This window comes from uncultured Brevundimonas sp. (genome assembly GCF_963975535.1).
In the GTDB taxonomy this organism is placed as follows: Bacteria; Pseudomonadota; Alphaproteobacteria; order Caulobacterales; family Caulobacteraceae; genus Brevundimonas.
Map to the genome: position 1 here is coordinate 1 of NZ_CAXBHE010000031.1, position 1,816 is coordinate 1,816.

General features: G+C 66.4%; 1 protein-coding gene. It reads right to left on the reverse strand.

What is annotated here, in order from left to right; genetic code table 11:
- Positions 1–1,778 (reverse strand): acyclic terpene utilization AtuA family protein (locus AACZ75_RS15650; protein WP_339874147.1); only part of this gene is annotated, 1,778 nt, incomplete at its 3' end.
- Positions 1,779–1,816 lie beyond the last annotated feature (38 nt).

Genomic DNA, 1,816 nt, shown 5'->3' on the forward strand with positions numbered 1-1,816 from the left:
AACCCGTCATTTTCGGCGAGTTTTGCCGGTACGGGGATTTCGATGTCGAGGAGCATTTGTGCGAAGCCCTTGCCCTGGGGGTCGATGCGGACCGAGGCGATGCCGCCGCCGCCGAGGGACTCATGCAGCAGGAAGTTCAGCGCATGGCTTCCGGGCAGATCGAAGCGTTCGACCGGGCCGTTGCACAGGTGGGCGAAATAGGTTTTCACCGCGTCTTCGGTGAGGGCGGATCGGATGTAGGGCAGGTAATCGGGCTTGCGGGCCATGATACCGATATTGGCGATGTCGCCCTTGTCGCCCGAACGGCCCCAGGCCAGTTCGACCAGGCGCACCTTGACGGCATCGGGGCCCGCGTCGCGGCTGTCGGCCGGCGGCGTGGCGGGCGGATCAAGCCGCACCTCCCTGGTGGCGACGGTGACTGGCACATCCTTGCCATCGACCTCGACCGCAACGGGCGTGTCGGCCTTGTCCTGCAGGAAGGAAAACAGCCGCACCACCGGCTGTACCTTGGGCCGTCCGGCGTAGAACCCGGTCAGACCCTGCGCAGTGGAAATGGCCATTGGCGCGATTTCACCGGCAAAGATGTTCAGCGCGCTGCGCTCCTCATGTGCCACGCCGATCTTGAGCACCACTTCGCGGGTCCGGGCGCGGGCGTTGGCGCCATAGGCGGCTTCGGCGCCCAGAATCTCGACGCTCACCTGCCGGAAATCGCCCAGGTTCTTGTTGCGGAAAATCCGACGGCAGCGGGTCAGGATCGCCTCGGCCACGCGCTCGGCCTTGGCCGGGGCGTCGATGGCGGCGAGCGTCAGGGTGGTGACCGCGCGCCAGCCGTCGGCATAGGTCGCCGACACCTTGTAGCTGCCGGTGCGCCCCAGCCCCTTGCCGCCCTTGACCCGCACCCGATCGGGGCCGATCTGTTCGAGCGTGACACCGGACCAGTCGCAGATCACGTCGGGCAGCAGATAGGCCCGTGGATCGCCGATTTCATAGAGCATCTGTTCGCCGGCCGAACCGGGCGACACCAGACCGCCGGTATCGGCCGTCTTGGTCATGACAAAACTGCCGTCTTCGGACACCTCGACGATGGGCATCCCCATGTCGTCCCAGCCCGATACGTCCTGCCAGTCGGTGAAATTGCCCCCCGTCCCCTGCGGGCCGCATTCGATCAGATGGCCCGCCAGGGACCCCTGGCTGAGCTTGTCCCAATCTTCGTCTTTCCAGCCGAATTCGTGCATCAAAGGGCCTAGCGCCACGGCACTGTCGGCGCAGCGCCCGGTGATCACGATGTCGGCCCCGGCGTCCAGCGCGGTCGCGATGGGGCGCGCGCCCAGATAGGCGTTCATGCTCCAGATTTCGTCCGGAAAGGCCGCGCCGGAAAACATTTCGGTCACGCCGCGGTCGCGGATCGCATCCGCGCGCTCCATGAGGTCGTCGCCCAGCACGACACCGATGGACAGCTCGACCCCCGCCTCGGCGGCAGCCCTGGCGAGCGCGTCGCGGCAACCGCGCGGGTTCACCCCGCCGGCATTGGCCACCACCTTGATCCCCCTGGCCTTGATATCCTCAAGCCAGGGCACCAGCGCCTTGACGAAATCGGGCGCAAAGCCCGCCTCCGGCGTCTTCGCCCGCGCCCGCGCCATCAGCGACATCGTCACCTCGGCCAGGTAATCGAACACCAGATAGTCGATGTCGCCCTTGGACACCAACTGGCCAATGGCCTCCGGCGTGTCACCCCAGAAACCCGAAGCGCACCCGATGCGCAGTTGTCGATCCGACATATACCCCCCTATCTGCCCGTCCATTCCGGCGCGCGCTT